Below are 16,996 nucleotides of genomic sequence, written 5' to 3'. Positions count from 1 at the left end.
GGAGCAGACCCTCTCGTGCGACCGGGCCAGCTTCCTGCACAAAAATAAAATACCCGACGCCCTCAAATCCATTCGCGAAGGTCCCGATAGTAGTGCCAAAAGTGAAAGGGTAAGCCTAAGGCGTAGCGCATCATGATGATCCGGTAGTTTATGTGTCCAACCAACCAAGAACCGATGGCCCCTCCTTAGAAAAAAGCGTCAGCACAAGCCCGGCAATCAAAGCAGTCAACCCAACCCCCAATGCTGCGTCGGTCTCCTGCTTAATTGGCTGCGCTGGTGTGATTTCAGAACCGCGGCGGCTGTTCATCGTCACGAAACTCAAAATGCATGTAGTCCTTGGTGCCCGTCGATGTGCCCAGCCATCGCAGACCGCCGCCGTCGCTGGCGGCGAGGCCACAGATCACTTCGACGGGAAGGTTGATGAAGCCATACTTGGCCGTCGTCGCCGCCGTGCCGGTGATTGCCGCCTTGAGGTTGGACTTCTGCGCCATGGTGAAAACGCTTATCGCGTAGACCAGCCGATTGGCCATCGCGGCGCGCTTTGTCGTTGGCACCAAGAGAGCAGTGAGCTTGGCCTTCAGGCCACCGAGATCGGGATGCGGTGGTGCGGCAAGGGCCAGAACCTTGCCGGCATCGGCGGTCGAGATCGCCAGTGCAAGCTCCGTTTGGAAACCGCTGCGGACGGCTGCGGTCAGGCTGGTAAGTGTCTTGTTGGCGGCGACGTAATCAGCGCTAGCCTTGCGGAGAGTTTTCACGTCGGACAGCGACGCATCGTAGCTGCGCGCCGTCTTGAGCCGGACGCTCTCGGCGCCATAGGGCTCGACACCTGTGAGGAACTTGACGAGATCGATCCAGCGTGCACGTTCGTCCGGCTTCATCGCCATGTTGGGATTGAAGTGGGGATCGAGATCGATGGCGATGCCAAAACTGTGGAGGCTGGGCTTGCTAGCATCATTGGCGTTCGGCCGAATGTTGAAGCCACCGATGCTGGCCACCGCGCCAAGCTGGGCAGCGGCGCCTTTTGCGTCGAGCAGCGACTGCGTGGCTTGCATCCGCGCAGCCATCTGGGCGTGAACAGTCATCGATGCCCCGCCCGGCCGCAATTGTCCGGTCACGAAGGCAGCATAGTACGCATTGATGCGCTGGATAGCCTTCTGGCGATTGCTGGGCGCGCCAAAGGCATTGAAAATCATGGTGCGCATGTGCGCCCAGTCCGAAATCCGTCCTTCCCCGACGTTTCGACGCACGAATTCGGAAAGGCTCATCCACTCCGCCGTCAAAGAATCGGGCGCCGCTGCAGCGAGCGCCGTGAGCGATGCGACGGGAGCAAGATTGGCCCAGGCATGGGCAAACGACGCATCGGTCAGTTCATTGATGCCCGCTTTGTCGAGTCCGGCAACGGCAGCTGACAGGTCTGATCCGGATAGTCCCGGGATGACGCCCGTTGTCGCGTGATCGTCCTGAGCATGGATGTTTTCGACCACACGCGGCCACATCCACGCCAGCGTCTCGCGATCGCCGGCCAGCCGGCTTGCCGCATCGCCGATCATCTTGCTCGCGGCGGTGCTCCAGGTTGCCAGCAGTGCGGAGCCTGCCAGCTGCGTGGCGACGGCCTTGGTTACTGGCCATTTGGGACTTGGGGGCTCGGAAAAGGCGATCGGCGCAAGCGCGTTGCCCCCAAGCTTCGGAACGGCGGTCGATGGGATGGTCTTGCCATCGGGTGATCCGGCAAGTCGCTTGGCATAGGCCACCGCCGCTTCGCCCGAACCATTATAGCTGCGCCACGCCGCAAGAGCCCATTTGTCCCAAGTGATGCCCTTGGTTTGCGTCGCCTTGAGCTTGTCGAAGAAGATGTTGGCGCCGGCCGCAATATTGGCCCGCCAATCCCAGGCAAACCAGGTCTTGAGCTTGGCGGGGTTGGTGAACTGCGAGATGCCAACACCAAAATCGAACGCCGCCACCGGGTAGTCGGGCGGGTCGTCGGGCCAGTCAAACAGCTTCTTGAAGCCGTCTTCGCCGAACTTCGCCTGGGTCTGTCGGCTCTTGCTGAATTGCTCCATATTGGCTTCCCAAGCGAAGACGGCATTGAGCATTGCCTCCAGCGGCGCTGCATTTCGGCCGGCCACAATCTTCTTCACCTCTGCCCGGATATCAGCTTCGGTTGGGTTGGTGCCCGTGATCCGCAGATGCACAAAATCCTGCAGCCACACGTCGCCCGGCTTAGCAGCAACGGTCAGTATGGCGTGGCCACCCGCGACGCGATCATCCAGATTGTCATAGATCAGACCGGGCGGGACGGCACCGGCAGCAAACAGTGTGAACTCCGCGCTCTCCGACGAGCCGGTCCATTCGGCCTCGAGCGGCACGATGCGCGACGCGTAGTGGTAGTTTCCGACATTCTTGAAGCGCCCAAGGACGTGCAATGTCTGGAGGCGCCAGTGGATAGGCTTCGCGCCGTTCGGGGTGAAGCCCTCGATGTCGCAGATCACCTTGATCGGCGGCATCTTGCCGCTGGCCGAGACCGCCAACACGTTGCCGTTGAACTTGACACCGCGCGGGACGCCGTTGGGTTTGTATTCCGGCGGGTCCCCGCGGTCGAAGCTCCTCAATCGCAGGCGATTGCCGCCGTCATTCAGGTTGCGCGTGGGTAGGATAATGCCCTTGTCAGCACCGACAAACTTATCTTCGTCGATCACCGGTTTCGCCATCCCATCCTCCCCATCGCGACCTATTCTATCCAACGATATTTATTACTAGTGCCGAAGTAGCTCCCTGTTGATCGTCAGTCGCAGCCTTATCATCAATCACACGCTGAACGAAAAATCCGTTTCGATGCGAAATCTATCGTCCAGCGTTTAGCCATTGAACCAGAAAGACCGCGATGTAGCACTCAACCACACAGGGCAATCGTATGACTATGGAGCACTATGCCAGGGCAACCGTGTAGTTCTGAAGTCCGGGCTTCACCTCCACCACTTCCGACAGATTGATGTCCTGGGCGCCTTTCTTGGCCTTCACCTCGATTTCGCGCGTCCCAGGTACAATGCCCCGTATGGCAAACTTCTTCATAACCGGCTTGTCGTGCCGCTTCGCTTGATCGACCAGCACGACGAGGTTTCCGTCAAAGCTGCCGGTCACGGTCACGTTGAGATCTCCCGGCAACAGGGCAGCCTTCGCCTGTTCGGCGGCCTTCGTCGCTTCTTCGGCGGCCTTCGTTACCTTGTCCATGGCGGCTTGGAGATCGGTCTTGACGGCACCTATGCCATCCTTTGCGGCAGTCTCCAGTTCCTTTAGAGAATCCATGAACTCGGTGCGCCACTCCGTCTGTTCGGTCGAAACCAGTGTGTCGATGTCCTTGCACAAGGCCCGCGCCAACTCGATCGCTCGCTCGCGCGCCGCCTTTTTGTCCGCGGATGCAGTTTCAAGCAGCGCCGGGTATTCCTTGAGAATCGTGAGCTGAAACTCGTTCCACAAGTTCCGGATCGCGATCGTGATCGTCAGATGGCGAAAGTATGCGGCACTGAGGTCAGTTCCACGCTCGAATAGGGCAATCGCACCCATGACCGCATAAATGACGAACGCCCAGAACAAGCCCTCGATCTGCCACCCCTTGAACCAACCTTCCTGTGGTGCGGCAATAGCTGCAATTCCAGCAAGGGCCGTCAGGAGCAGGGCGGCGGCACCAAGCGTGCCGAGTGTCCACCGTGAGGTATTGATCCACCAGGAATTTCTGGTGCGAAGTGAGCGATAGAAATTTTCTCGATCCGTTTTTAGCTTTTCGACTGCCCCATACAGGAAGTCGAAAAACGTCGCGAAGTCTTCCTGTTTGATGTTTGCCAATTGAGCGTTGAGGGTACTGAACGTGTCCCCTTTCTCTTGCGGCATGCTCAGAACTCCCTTCGCCCAAGACCCAAGCGGCATTGGCACATCCTTTTAATCAAACGTCACGTCTATGTAGCCCTTGTTCTTTCGAATGCGCTCGAAATCGGTCCGCGGCGGCTGGAATTCCTTGAGCCAATCGCGTTCATACGCCTCAAAGTCTGCAATATCCTTCGGCTTGTAGTCGCGCAGGTCATCAGCATATTTTGTGGCGCCATCAACGCGCTGGGCGATTTCCTTCAACATCTGTCCTCGCGGAATGGTGCGGTATTTGCCGCGCTCGGTCGAGACCACGGCACGAGCGGTAGGTTTTTTGCCGGCCTTGGGTAGAGGAAGGATCGCCTCGAGGATCCTTGCTTCCTCGGTGTTTTCACCCGACCCCATGTCCCAAGGGGTCGCATTTTCACTGCCGTGGTGGCCGACCTTCAGAAAGTCGACGGGTTGGGCAAGCAGCTTGTTCCGCTCTTTCCACATCACGTTCCAGGAGCCGTTCATTTTTCCGTCTTTGAAAGCGCCGTGCCATTCGGCGTCGCCGACGAACAACAACCGCTTACCCTTCCATTCGATCAGCAGCACAACGCTCGAATTGTTCTTCAGCTTGCCATCAAGTTCCGCAAAGGCGAGCGCATTGGACTGCATGCGGGCTCGCAGTGCTCGAAATGCAGCCGGGCTGATGTTCTTCGGTTCCGGTAACTGTTCCACCTCTGGTGCGCTGGCGATTTCGATCTCGTCCTTCGCTGCAAAGGCTGCGGAGCCAATTACCCCCTTGAGGTTGGCTTGGGCGACTGCACCAAGATAGAATCGGTCGAAATCCAACTCGGGGCCCAAAATTTGAATTTTTGCGTCTGGGTGCAGCTTGATCCCGAGGTCCTTATGGGTCTGGCCGGCATGCACGTAGGTCGGTTCGTTGTTACCGGTGAGCAGGGCATGACGAAGCGTGTTGATGGCGCCGGCATTGCCGATCTCGAAGACCGATACAAGTTCAGCGAGACGTGGACTGAGCGCGGGACCGAGCGCGCTGAGGCCCGCCATCGCTTTCTCCGCCACCTTGCGTATCTTGCGCGTCTTGCCCGCTTGTGGATGTTTCGGGTTCATCGCACAATTCATCCACACATTGCCGACAGAGAATGCTTTCCACAGTGCCGGATCGAACCCTGCGATATGGTCTTTATGCTCATGAGTGACGACGACGAGATCTAGTCGCTTTTTCTTCCCATCGGTGGCTGTCGGAAGTTCGCTTGCCAATTGCCTGAGCGCCACCTCGAGCAGCTTCTCGGAACTCCAGGTGCCACAGTCGATAAGCATGTGGAAAGCGTCGTCGTTCTTGCCACTCTTCCCGGGAATGCGAACATAGATGCAGTCGCCGAGACCGACGTCGTAGACGCGTATCAGGAGCTCGTTCGCCATCGCAGACCCCTCAGGCTGGCATCGTAATCGTCGTGATCGTTGTCTTCCTTACGATCATCGTCATCGTGAATGTGGAAATGCGGGGAGAGCTCAAAACGCACTTGCCCACCCGCCTCCCGCGCGAGGAGCGGCGGCGACAGCGCGCCGACCATGCCCTCCGGCCCGGCGAGTTCCTGGCCTACCATGCCTTCGTCAATACGCCGCGCCAGCGCCTCAAGATAGGCAACTCGCCGCTCCTTGCCGGCCTCCCAATCAGCGAGCGCCCGCGCTTCTTCACCATTCGGTTTCTTTCCGGCGTCCTTCTTTGCTTGACCGGCCACGGCCTTGGCCGACGGTTCACTGCCGGGTTTGCGCATCCAGGAGAGCATGCTGCCGTTCTCGTCGAGCACCATGGTTGCGCCGCATAGAAAGCTTGTTCTCTTACCGTCATAGGGGCCGAAGCGCTCGCCCTCGAGCACGATGTCCTCGCACCAGAGATATTGCAGGATCACCTGCTTGGGCAGGAAGAGTCCACGGCCAACCATCTTTTCGGCGGCGAAGACTTCGTCGACGATTATGTCGACCGAGCGAGGGATATAAAGATTGTCGCGATTGTCATCGAGGTAGCGATAGGCTTCGGCCCGAGAGCTTGCGATCATTGCCGGATCATGTGGGATATCGCCCGGCATTCTATCATAGAGTCCGGCAGGCTCCAGTAACTCGTCCACCTCCGTTTGGGCCAGAATTTCCCGATTTAAGAAGGCCTCGGCGATCATCTTGCGATAACCCTTTGGATCGGTAGGATCGGCAATCAGCAGATTGCGCAGCACCGCACGCGCATAGTCATTGAAGGTCACCTCGACCGGAGGCAAGAGATCGAGCGACTGGATGGCAACAACCTGCATGCGCGGCACGGTGAAGGCCAGTGCCTGCTTGGGCGAGAGGTTCTGGCCGTCCGCTCTCTCGCGCTCGAGGTATTGCTTCGTGAATTTGATCAATATGTCGAACATGGTGCCGGTTAGCACCATGGAGAGGGCGTGCACCTCCATCTCGTCCTTGTACTTGCTCAGCTTGTCCTGGTTGGCGCCACTGCGCAAATAGTCCTGATCGCTCACCGCCCGACCAAACTCGGCAGCGACCGATGAAAGAAGTTCACCACCGGATTTGCTGTCGATCAGGCCGCCGGTGCGGTCAGCCAACTCCTGCCGGAAGGAGGTGTTGCGTAGCGACATCAGGATCGCCGTCAGGTCACCCAGGAATTCGTGGAAAGCTCCGGTTTGAGGCGACACCGCTTCGAGATAGTGAGGCCGAATCCCGTCCAGCACAGCATGCGCAAATTCATGATTGACTATATCACTGGACAAGCACGTGCGCACGCGCTTGCCGTTGCTGTCATCGAAATAGTAGAATTGCAACGAGTGGCTCTCGCGATCATAATACGCGTTGGCGCCATAACCGGCATTCGGGACGACCAGCAAACGGTTGCCCTCGAACGCCCAGGAGATGCTCCGGCCAAGCCCGCTTGGACCTTCGAAGTAATTTAGGGTATTTTGCACGATCGCCCAGGTGCTGACCTGGCGAAATTGAGGTGACTGCCTGATCTTCGCGTCTATCGTACGTCGCTCTGGATCGCGGAATATGTTCGCGTCGTCGTCCCAAAGCGCCGGTTCCTCCAGCTTATTGGTCGTACTGTCGTAATCAACCACAGCGAAGCGCGCGCTGGTAGGCCCGTCACCAATTCCCGGCTCCCATGGCACATAAAATTCGTGATCGATATCGAGTCCGGGGTTCTTTGACGCAACCAGCGGATCTTTGAAATAGACGTCGAAACAGCGCGCTAGCCCCAGCTTTCGCCGTGTTGCTTCGTCCAGAAAGCGGCGCGACGCGTACAGGTCGCGTAGATCGTGCGGCCCCAGATCCAGCGCACTGTGCACTTTTGCCATCCTCCCTCCCAAAACACTCGATACGACTCATAGCCCGTATCGCATCAACTTGAATACAAAAGTCGTCAGACACCTTGGCCAGTTGCCTAGCCAGATCTTGTATGTGATGAAAGATAATGGGAAGTATACCTAGTCTTCTTAAAAAAGAAAGGCGGACGTACGACTATCCGCAGAACCTCCCATATATCATAGGAGCTATGAACTAGGGCAGTTTCGAGGGTCTTCAACTAAGCCACTGCGGCACACCGCAAGGGGAGGTATTGCGCGGGCATAAGGACTGTTGGAAGTCGTTATGCAGGGAGGGCTGGCGTCAGAGGACGCCCTACTTATGGCTTTGGAACAAAGCCTGAAAGTAATGGCGGCGCGACTACAAGCCTCGCGGCTTGACAGGGCCGCCGGCTGCCGTGGCCAACATGAACCAAAGGCTCGCGCGTGCCCGAACCAATCGCAACTGCACGGCCGTTATTTCCCTGTCGTGACGGTTCGGTTCGCGAGCAGCAAAGTCTTCGTTCCTGAGGACACGAGTCATGACCGATCATGGCGTCGGCCATTGGCCGTCGGGAATGTCGGCTGGTCCACCCTTTTCCGTCCCGTAATAAGCGCGAATGCGCGACGCCGCATGGGCATAGCCAGCCTTGAGCAGAAGCGCTTGCGTTTTCTTCGGAAGCTTCCACAGTCGGGTTGACACTCGGCTTGCCTCTTCAGCCTCCGATTGCGTGAGCAAGGCCGGTCGGTCCTCCTCCTTTAGCAGCCCCGTGGTCAGTCCCCACATGGCGCCATTGCGCGCGCCGACCTGATAGGCGTGCACCATGATTCGCTCGCGCAGGTCCTCCGACTGGTCCATCGAAATGTCGACGACGCGCAGCGACTGCTGCAGCCAGTTCTCCTTCGGGTCAGGCTGACTATCGAACGGCCGTCCTGCGTTGGAAAGGAGAACCGTACGGCAGCGCTTCCACACCGTCTCTGTACCGAGATTGTCATAGACGCCGCCGTCGGTGAGCACCGCCGTCTCGGTGAAAGGTGGGCGGGCGAGCACGCCACGCGCTTCGACCCTAAGCGTTCCGCTCTTGAGATCAATGGTGGTCGGCGACAGGAATGGCGGAAACGACGCCGATGCTGCGACTACCAGCGACAGCGGCACGTCGACGTTATCGAACTGGCCTATCGCGTAATCGGCGACATAGTCGGGCCGGAATCGCATGGTGTTGCCGGTCATCAGGTTGGTAGCGTTAAAAACGAAGGTCGGCGTGAGCGGCAGCGACGCCAGTCGAGCGTTGCCGGTCAAGTTGCGCTGATAGCTCTTGGCAGCCTGGTTGGAGGCCGAACTAAACGGATTGAGGCCTGCGAAGCCAGAGGCGATGTCGATGGAATCCTCGGCTTGCTTGAGGATTGGTTTGAGGAATTCCTGAGTGAGGTTGGCAGCGAAACCGGTGGCGTCGAAACCGAGCTTCGGATAGGCGAGAGCCAAGGCCGCGGCGGTCATGGAGCCGCCTGAGACGCTGGAGATGCGATTGAGCTTGGGCAAGAGCCCAAGTTCGTTCAGGCGGAACACTGCTCCGGCATGAAACAGCATGGCGCGGTAGCCGCCCCCCGACATGCAAAAGCCTACGACATTTTCCAGCTTTTCGCCGTCGATCGGCGTCTTCCTCACGTCCGATACTCCGTCCGATGCGCCGTCCAGATTTCCAGACATTCTCACCTCCCTCTCGTGTTAGCACGACACTTGCCTGTGGTCCCAGACACAACCGAAATCGAAACCCAGTCAGATCACCGACACGTTCACTCCACATCCCTCCAGAAGTCGATGACAGCGCCTTGGGCGAATGAATAACGCCGCGAGGGCGGCGTCAATTCGGAAGTAGTCGCCTCCTTCAGGTCTTTGCGCGCGTTTGACGTCACCTCGCGCAGGACCGGTCTCAACCGCTTTGCCGCAATCTCCGCATTCGGGCCGGATGGGCCGAAGCAACCTGAGCCACGCGGCGTCCTCGATGAGCGGTCACTCCTCGACCACTACTTCAAAGCCAAGCTGGTTCTGCCGCGGGGAACGTGGACGGCCACCCAGCTGCAGAGCTATTTGGCCAATTTTGTGAGCCTTTTCGGCTACAGCTATGGTGTGAACCGCATTGGCATCGACAATTTTGCAACTCAATGGGCGAGCGGGCGCTGGCCAGAGACAGTTAACGACAAGGTAATTAGGGACCGTCGCAAGGCGAGGTTGGATGCATCCGGTGGCGGATGGTATGGCCGCTACCTCAGTTGGAGATATTACCACCGAAACATGGCCGTTCCATTCTTCGCATGCTGGGACTGCGAGTTGCGGAAACTGTTGCCTCTTGTGTAGCAATCGTGATGCTTGCTGCTATCGCGATCGCTGGACTCGCTTTGACATTGGCTTTGGGTTGGGGAATTGATTTCGCGCGGGATTTCGACCTGGGGGATCAGCTAGAGCCTGACGGTGGCCTTGTTTTGCTGATGACGTGATGTTTGACTATCTTATGGCAAGTAGTCGTTACCGCCTTCGGTCAGATTACTAGAATCGGATCGCGACCTCAAAGCTCGCTTACGGACTTTGATCCTTTTCCAGAGTCTCGGGCCAGCTTCTGTTCGAACTGGCCAGTCTCAAAAACCATGCCTACATGATTGCCCGGAGCATCAATCACAAAATGCCAAGCGTCCTGGCCAAAGCCTCGGGACATGAGCGATACGCTTGCGCCCTATACGCCTAGCGCTACAGGCGCGACATGGTCGGCAAAGTGGCTTGATTGCTGATGGCCGGCATGGGCGGCGTGCGCCGAGCTGGGGCAGGACTTTGGCTCCGTCTATGGCACTCTCGATGTCAGCCGGGATATGAAGTGGGAGCTTGACGATCTGCGGCGGAAGCAGGTGCCAACAACTTGAAAGGCCGGTCGGTCAGCACCTCCGCAAAATCCAGCGCGACTTCCCCCTTGAGTACGAAGACAGGCGACGCTCACCGCGACGGTTTGCTCTTGCCGGCCCCGTCCTTTTGTAACAATCTCGGCTCAACAAGCCCAGACATCGGGGCGGATGTCGGCAGATTGATAGATGGATTTGTTTGTCAAGTTGAGCGGAGGAACCGATGCTCATCCACAGAAAACTAGACCAAAACCAACAAGAGTCGGTCAACGAATTGAAAGAAAAGATTAAGGCAAAAATGGATGTAGCAAAAACGCTCGGCGCTTTCTTCGCTGGGCTTCTTGCTGCCTTGATCGCATTTGTCGGCGATAGCGCTAAACTGAAAGATGTTTTAGAATCTACTAGATGTCATTTTTGCCTTGGTATAGATATACCGTTAGTCGGCGGAATTATATATAAATACATGTTTCTGGTGGCGATATTATCTACAACAATTTCAATTGTTCTGTTTTTTAGCACGATGTACGCCTATGATAGACTATTGATGCCGCGCGAATTCTGGGAAGAAAAACACAGCGCAGAGGTTTTGTATACTTCAATGAGCGAGGCGTGGAATAAACTCTTCAATATGGCAATTGTTTTCCTCGCAGTTGGCCTCTGCAGCTTCGTATTCGTCCTGCTGCAAATGGGGTTAATTGAAATAGCTACCCTGATCCTTTGTGTAGCAGGTGCGCTTCTCTATTCGCGACGGAGGGTTCCTCCGAAAGCATTCCGGCCGCTGCCAGATGCGCAGGCCAAATCGCAGCCAACGGCCAAATAGCGCCAGACCTAGGCGGCGGCTTCCGGTGCGGCAAGGAAGCTAGATTTTGCCGTCGCGCCACTTGCTGAAGTTGATCCCTTTCCGGCTCTGCATTGGCCCGCTGCTTCCCCCCGAAGGCAGGGGCTTTCGCCGGGCAAAGCCATACAGGCGCTGTAGCCGCTTGAGGTCTTTGGCGACTTTCGCCGCCATGCCGCGCATGCGGGATCGTGAAACTGGTTGATTCTGAAATCCTAAAGCTCTGCGACACGGGCGCCCTCACACCTGAAGAGAGGGCCAAAAATTTTTGCCAGTAATATACGGTCTCCTGCTTCGTCGGCGCGGCCAGCGCCGCGTCAACGGCGGCACCGGCATCGAGGGCGCTGTCGACGATCGCGTCGGCCTCCTGAGCGGTATAGAGACGGCTGACATTGTTCAGCGCATTGACTGGGTCGATGATCTGCACCGGTCCTGTGAAATTTCCGACGCTCGACGGTAGTAGTCGGCGAAAACAATGCGTTCGCGGAAATCGCTGCGGGCGATATAGGTGAGGAAGTGCTGCAGAGCCCGCGGGTAGTCTGAAAAATCCGCGCTACTGTCCTGCAGATGCGACAGAACCATTTCAAACAGAAAGGACTTGTAGCGGAACCCTTCGCACCCGCGCTTCATGAGTACTTTGCCAACCGGACCACCTGGGCAAAATGCGTTGGCTGCGCCGTTTTGCGTTTCTTTGCAAATTCCAAGTGCAGCGGGATGCTGGTCCTAAGAAAGGAGCCATCCTCCTAGCAAACGAGATTGCCGTACCATTGAGGATCGCCGTCATAGAGAATCGGCACCGCGTCGACATCAAGGCCTGATACGAGCGGACAAACAGTGGTAAACTCAGCCCTTCGATTGTACTTTATAGAAACAACGCGAGTAGTTTTCCTTCTTTTGGCTAGAGGCCAAAAATTATGCCGGCCGACTTTGACGCGATGAATGAAACAGACGTCCGCGAAATCATTGTTCGCCCACTTCTGTTCGGGGAGAGGGGACCTTCTCGATCCGGACCAACCGATTCCGGTGGACTGAAGCGAAGTCGATCCGCGATTCATCATTACCCCTTGCGGTTCGCTTGTTTTGTCTGCCCTTGGTGTCCGAAGCAGCCTCGGAGGCTAGACTGCCTCCCGAGGTGAGACGTTGACGCTTGTCCCTCGGAGCAGAAGAATCGGAAGCAGTCGCTAGATCCAGGAACGCATCCCGTTCTTGCAGAAAGAGCAAAGGCTGCGCCGCTCTATACTCTCAGCAGGGTATGCTCGGATGGCGCGATCTACGAGGTGCAGAGTGCGATCGCCGGGAATCGTTCGATCAATAAAGGCTAGGCCGAGGCGGAATCGGAGAATTTCGAGTGAAGACAATGCTGGCGATGCCATCGAGAGGAGTCGAATCGTCCGAGCGATTTTACTTACAGTCTAGCCACGAGGCGTGCTTTACGTTACTCTTCAAGTGAGGTCTTGTCTTACATAGAATCGTCGCATCTTGATTCCGCTCGGGTGGGTGGGTGGATTTTGCAATGCTCGACATTCCACGGCCATCACTGCGCCCATTGCGGATCTATGCGACTGATCCAGCGCGCGGTTACAAAGCCGCTCGAACCACCACCATCAGCATTGAGAATGAACCGCTCGATGCTGGGCCGATCGGCGCCCGCCTAGAGGTCGTCGACTACGACGCTGGGAATGACTTGTTTTACGATGCCGTCAATCTCGACCATGCGTCTATCCTAATGCAGTCTGGCCTCGCGCCTTCGGAAGCAGATCCGCACTTCCATCAGCAAATGGTCTATGCGGTCGCCTCGCGAACCCTGACCAACTTCGATCGGGCGCTCGGTCGCCGAGTTTCGCTGAAAAAGAGCGACGTACGGAATAAGCTGCGTCTGCTTCCGCACGCTTTCGAAGGTGAAAATGCCTTTTACGATCGCGATCTACACGCGGTGCTGTTCGGCTACTTCTCTGCCGACCCAGCTAAGCCTGGACCCAACATCCCCAATCAGACAATTTTCACCTGCCTCAGCCACGACATCATCGTTCACGAGATGACGCATGCGATAGTCGATCGGCTCCGCCGCTATTTTCTGGAACCGTCAAATGTCGACGTTCTGGCGTTTCACGAGGGCTTTTCTGACATCGTGGCGCTTCTCCAGCACTTCTCTTACCGCGATCTACTGATCGATGAAATTCGGCTTGGGGGAGGCGATATCGTCGATGGTTCGCTGCTGGTTAACCTGGCAAGACAGTTCGGCGAAGCAACCGGCACCGGCAAAGCTCTCCGCTCGGCGATAGACACGGCAACGCCAGACCCCCGCCGATACGGCAATGTGACTGAGCCGCACGAGCGGGGCGCTATCCTGGTCGCGGCGGTGTTCGATGGGTTCTTGACCACCTTCCGGTCACGCATTGCGGACCTTGTTCGCATCGCCACAGGGGGCAGTGGGAAGCTTCCGCCGGGCGAACTCCATCCCGATCTCATCACCAGGATCGCGAGCGAGGCTGCACAGACGGCGCAGCGTCAGCTCAATATGTGCATCCGGGCGTTCGACTATCTCCCGCCGGTAGACATAACTTTCGGGGACTATCTGCGAGCGCTGGTGACAGCAGATTTCGAACTCGACCCAGACGACGCCTGGGGGCAGCGCGCAGCACTAATCGAAGGATTTCGGCGACGCGGCATCTATCCCGATGGGGCGACGTCGCTCGCAGAGGAATCGTTGCGCTGGCCTGCCGCCGAGCCCGGAACGGCACCAGTCGTCGACAGCCTCAGTTCACTCTTGCCGGAACTGCTGCGGCGTGAAGCGGCTCGCTTCACAAAGATCTCGAGTGACCCCAAGATTGCGAAACGGTCGGATGAGCGGCCTACGTCAATAAGCGATGATATGAATGAAGAAAGCGCCAGCGACGCCTCGAAGACGATGCGAGACGCCCTGGTCGCTTATGCGCAGCAAAACAGGAAGGCGCTGCAGCTCACAGGGCGCCCGGATGTGTATGTATCCGCATTTAACGCCGTATTCCGAGTCGCCCCCTCCGGTGCGCTCCAGATCGAGCTCGTCGCGCAGTTCGTCGAAACTGACAAGACGACCGCCTCCGACCCTGAATGGGGAGGCGTTCCGGTGAGGGGAGGCACCACTGCCATCATCGGGGTCGATGGGACCGTGCGCTATGTTATAGCGAAGCCCTTGCCAGCGCACACACTCGACCCTGCGATTTCGGCCCGTGCGGATGCTCGGGTGGCCAAGCAGCGTGCTTTCGTCGAAGATCTCGATGAGGCTGATCCACGAACCAATTATCTCAACCAGTCCGAGTATAAAAACCGCATGGCAGCACGGATGAGCCTTCGAGCGCTGCATGAGGATGCGCTGTGATGCGATGCACGATCCGAATGTATGAGGTCGGCTTCGGTGACTGCTTTTTGCTCGGGTTTCACGATGATGCGGGATCGAAATATGTGCTGATCGATTGCGGGACGATCACCGAAAAGAAAGCTCAGCTCGACAACATTGTTTCCGACATCATCAAGACTTCCGGAGAGCGCCTTGCCCTGGTGATCGCCACGCATCGGCATAAGGATCATGTTTGGGGTTTCGATGATCCGCGCTGGGCCAACGTCGAGGTCGGCGAAGTTTGGATGCCTTGGACGGAGGATCCGCAGGATCCGCGCGCCACCCAAATCCGCGAACGCCATTCGGCTTTGGCGTTGGCACTTGCCGGCGCACCTAGCAACCAAAATCCGCTCGAAATCACGCCAGCACGAGAAACGATCGCTCAGGCGCGGGCACGCACCCTCCAGGCCATCGCGCTGAACGCGTTGACCAATGAGAAGGCGATGGCCACGCTCCATAGCGGCTTCGCCGGCGCGCCCCGGCGGTCATTCTTGCCGAATGTGGATACAACCTGCGAAGCTCGGACAGTCACTGGCCTGGCTGGCGTTACCTTCCATGTGCTTGGCCCGACGCGCGACGCGAAGGCGTTGGCAAGCATGGATCCGCCCGAGGGTGCGGGATATCTGAAGTGGCCGACACGCATTCCAAAGCGGCGCGTCGGTCCTCCGTTTTCCCAGCGCTACCAGATCAGCGAGCCAGATTACGTGCCGTTAGGCGCCCGGCAAACGTTTCGCTTCGAGGACAGGGCAGCAATCAAGAAGTCGCTTGTTGAGCCCTCCGGCGTGCTGGCAGCGGCGGCCCTGGATAGGGCCATCAACAACACCAGCCTGGTCATCGTCGTGGAGGCGGATGGATACTTCATGCTGTTCCCGGGCGACGCGCAATGGGGTTCGTGGCAAGCGATCATGGCCGATCAAAAATCCTGCGCGGTTCTTGAAAAGGTTGACCTGCTTAAAGTTGGACATCACGGCAGCCATAACGCGACGCCCAGGGGATTGGTCGAGGAAATCATCCTCAAGCCATTGACGGCGTTGTTCTCGACCAAGCCGGTGAAGCAATGGCCGGACATTCCGCGGGCGAAGTTGCTGGCTGCTCTCAAGGTACGTCATGCGAAAATCGCGCGGACGGACGACGCACAAAACGTAGTCGGCGCGGCGTTCAAGGTGTCGGCGGGGCTTTATATCGAGTGGACTGGGTAACGGGCAGAGAAATCGATTACGGGATTGAATTATGGACGGCGCAGCTTGGGTGGTCATTCGGATCACGCTTGCCATGAGCGTCATTTGCTTCATTTTGTATGCCTTACAGAGCTTTGGGTTCTTCTCTCCGAAGCCAGTTACCCAAGCTAAAGATATGGCCGAGAAAGCAAAAGGACTGACGCCCGCGTCGGTCCCCGAAATGACCGAGCTCCTGAAGGCTACCGCAGCGCTTGCCGACAGCCTTGGGAAGATCGGACCAGCCGTTACCTCGTTGATCGGACGCCATTCTCTTCGCCACGATTGCGGCGCTCGCGACACATGCGTTACCGGGCACAGAACCCAAGCTAACGCCGCCCGCCAAGACTACATCTACGCCTCCGGCAAAGCCGGAGAAGCCTGCCGGGCCCGACAACGTCCAACAATAGGATGCTCGCGCGGCGGTCTTGGTGCCGCCGGCCCAGTGATTTGGGAATCAAGAAAGGGAGCTGACAATGTCTATCCGACTGACCTGCACACCACGGCGGTTACCTGACCAAGTCATCGACGAACTGGTACGAACGGGAATAGCGGCAAACCGCGCGACGTTGTCGGTTCTCGTTCCGCGACGCTGGCCTGCTGGTGGGGTTCGGCTCACGGTCGGCTTCCTTGACGACGCGCCGGCGGACTTGCGCGCGCGCATCGTCCTGCACATGAATGCTTGGGCCAAGACCGCAAACGTCTCGTTCGTTGAGACGAAAAACCAGGCGCAGGTCCGGATCGCGCGCATCTCTGGCGGCGATCAAGGCGGCTACTGGTCGTATCTCGGTACCGATATCCTTCATATCGAGAAGGATCAGCCGACGATGAACCTTGAAGCGTTCACCATAACCACCAGCGAATCCGAGTTTAAGCGCGTCGTGCGTCACGAGACCGGGCACACGCTCGGCTTCCCGCATGAGCACATGCGTCGACAGCTTGTCGAGCTGATCGACCGCGATCGTGCTATTCAATATTTCGGGGAGACGCAGGGCTGGAGCAAGGAGGAGGTCGAGCAGCAGGTATTGACGCCGATCGAGGACGGTTCGCTGCTCGGCACACCCCGCGCCGACAGCAACTCGATCATGTGCTATGAAATCCCTGGTGAAATCACGAAATCCGGCGACCCGATCGCGGGCGGCACCGACATTGATGAACTCGACTACGAGTTTGCCAATTCCGTCTATCCTAAGTGAGGGCTGCACGTGGACGCGCTTGGTTCCATTCTTGAGTTCGAAAGCATGACGGCTCGGCCTTTAAGCTCGAAATCCATCATGCTATCTGGCCGAGCGGCGTGCAGCTGCCACTCACCTTTGGTGGCTGCTCAAGGTGGACGTCATCCAGGGACGGACATTCGGGCATGCGATAGGTTACTAGGCAACAATCTTCTCTCGTTCGCCCGCCGTTGGTGGATCTTTTGACCTAATTGCAACTGACTTGAGTGGGTTGGAATCTCGTACTGATGGTTAAGTCCAGGCGCATTGTATCT

Annotated in this window: 10 protein-coding genes; 5 read left to right on the top strand and 5 right to left on the bottom strand. The window is 57.7% G+C overall.

Annotated features, from left to right (window positions below; genetic code table 11):
• Positions 1-284: 284 nt before the first annotated feature.
• The 5 genes from NKJ84_RS16135 to NKJ84_RS16115 form a co-directional block, all read right to left on the bottom strand.
• A complete protein-coding gene (locus NKJ84_RS16135) occupies positions 285-2,708 on the bottom strand; it encodes a M15 family metallopeptidase domain-containing protein (RefSeq protein WP_352507276.1) in 2,424 nt (807 codons plus the stop codon).
• A 217-nt stretch (positions 2,709-2,925) separates the two neighbouring features.
• On the bottom strand, positions 2,926-3,885 hold the full coding sequence (locus NKJ84_RS16130) for an SLATT domain-containing protein (protein WP_352507275.1): 960 nt from the start codon (positions 3,883-3,885) through the stop codon (positions 2,926-2,928).
• A gap of 48 nt (positions 3,886-3,933) precedes the next feature.
• The gene (locus NKJ84_RS16125; RefSeq protein WP_352507274.1) at positions 3,934-5,286 is read right to left on the bottom strand and encodes an MBL fold metallo-hydrolase; all 1,353 of its coding nucleotides are present in this window, start codon (positions 5,284-5,286) and stop codon (positions 3,934-3,936) included.
• Positions 5,268-7,208: a gluzincin family metallopeptidase gene (locus NKJ84_RS16120; RefSeq protein ID WP_352507273.1), complete on the bottom strand. Its 1,941-nt coding sequence runs from the start codon at positions 7,206-7,208 to the stop codon at positions 5,268-5,270. The genes NKJ84_RS16125 and NKJ84_RS16120 overlap by 19 nt, the downstream gene beginning before the upstream one ends.
• Before the next feature lie 535 nt (positions 7,209-7,743).
• Positions 7,744-8,901 carry a patatin-like phospholipase family protein gene (locus tag NKJ84_RS16115; RefSeq protein WP_352507272.1) on the bottom strand — a complete coding sequence of 386 codons (1,158 nt, stop codon included), beginning with the start codon at positions 8,899-8,901 and terminating at the stop codon, positions 7,744-7,746.
• A 1,404-nt stretch (positions 8,902-10,305) separates the two neighbouring features.
• Between NKJ84_RS16115 and NKJ84_RS16110 the strand changes: the two genes are divergently transcribed.
• The 5 genes from NKJ84_RS16110 to NKJ84_RS16090 all read left to right on the top strand — a co-directional run bounded on the left by NKJ84_RS16110 (position 10,306) and on the right by NKJ84_RS16090 (position 16,703).
• On the top strand, positions 10,306-10,902 hold the full coding sequence (locus tag NKJ84_RS16110) for a hypothetical protein (RefSeq protein ID WP_352507270.1): 597 nt from the start codon (positions 10,306-10,308) through the stop codon (positions 10,900-10,902).
• A 1,528-nt stretch (positions 10,903-12,430) separates the two neighbouring features.
• Positions 12,431-14,275 (top strand): gluzincin family metallopeptidase, encoded by a 1,845-nt coding sequence (locus tag NKJ84_RS16105; protein ID WP_352507269.1) that lies wholly within the window; start codon positions 12,431-12,433, stop codon positions 14,273-14,275.
• A gap of 17 nt (positions 14,276-14,292) precedes the next feature.
• On the top strand, positions 14,293-15,492 hold the full coding sequence (locus tag NKJ84_RS16100) for an MBL fold metallo-hydrolase (RefSeq protein WP_352507267.1): 1,200 nt from the start codon (positions 14,293-14,295) through the stop codon (positions 15,490-15,492).
• Positions 15,493-15,523: 31 nt separating this feature from the next.
• Positions 15,524-16,024 carry a hypothetical protein gene (locus tag NKJ84_RS16095; RefSeq protein WP_352507265.1) on the top strand — a complete coding sequence of 167 codons (501 nt, stop codon included), beginning with the start codon at positions 15,524-15,526 and terminating at the stop codon, positions 16,022-16,024.
• The gene (locus tag NKJ84_RS16090) at positions 15,984-16,703 is read left to right on the top strand and encodes a M12 family metallopeptidase (protein ID WP_352507264.1); all 720 of its coding nucleotides are present in this window, start codon (positions 15,984-15,986) and stop codon (positions 16,701-16,703) included. The genes NKJ84_RS16095 and NKJ84_RS16090 overlap by 41 nt, the downstream gene beginning before the upstream one ends.
• Positions 16,704-16,996: the final 293 nt, after the last annotated feature.

Source organism: Mesorhizobium sp. M0048 (genome assembly GCF_040323405.1).
Lineage (GTDB): Bacteria > Pseudomonadota > Alphaproteobacteria > Rhizobiales > Rhizobiaceae > Mesorhizobium.
The sequence above is the reverse complement of the archived record's forward strand: the minus strand, read 5'-3'. Positions and strand labels throughout refer to the sequence as shown.